The following is a 521-nucleotide window of genomic DNA, read 5'->3' as shown; positions in this document are numbered from 1 at the left end:
GATTCTACCCCTAATCATCTTAAAAAACCCTTAGACTTTGAATCCTTCCATGATGAAGAGAAAAGTTTAAGGACTAGATTTAAAGACAATATAGAGGCTATGTCTTTACTCAAAGAGCTTATGCAAAACAATACACAAGCAACACAAGAACAACAAGCCATTTTAGCTAAATATAGCGGTTTTGGTGGGCTGAATTCTGTGATAACCGATAAGGATTTAGAGCTTTTAAAATCTGTATTGATGGGAGATTTTGCAGAAGTGCAAAGCCAACTTAGAAAACTCTTGCAAAGAACAGACGATGCCTATTATACGCCTATTAGTGTCGTGCAACCTATCTATGAATCTTTACTCAAAGCAGGTTTTAGTAAAGGTAGAGTGTTAGAACCCTCTTTAGGTAAAGGAATATTCTTTGAAGCAATGCCACAATCTCTAAAAAACAATACACAAAGAATAGGCGTAGAATTAGATTCTCTCACTGCACATTTTGCAAAACAACTCCAACCTAGCACAGAAATATTCCA

The 521-nt window shown here is 35.7% G+C and carries 1 protein-coding gene; it reads left to right on the top strand.

The window, feature by feature from the left end:
* On the top strand, positions 1-521 hold a 521-nt coding region (locus CCZ01_RS10645), incomplete at both ends, for a class I SAM-dependent methyltransferase (protein WP_181566407.1).

Source organism: Helicobacter monodelphidis (genome assembly GCF_003288845.1).
Classification (GTDB): Bacteria; Campylobacterota; Campylobacteria; order Campylobacterales; family Helicobacteraceae; genus NHYN01.
This window is presented reverse-complemented; position numbering and strand designations above follow the sequence as displayed.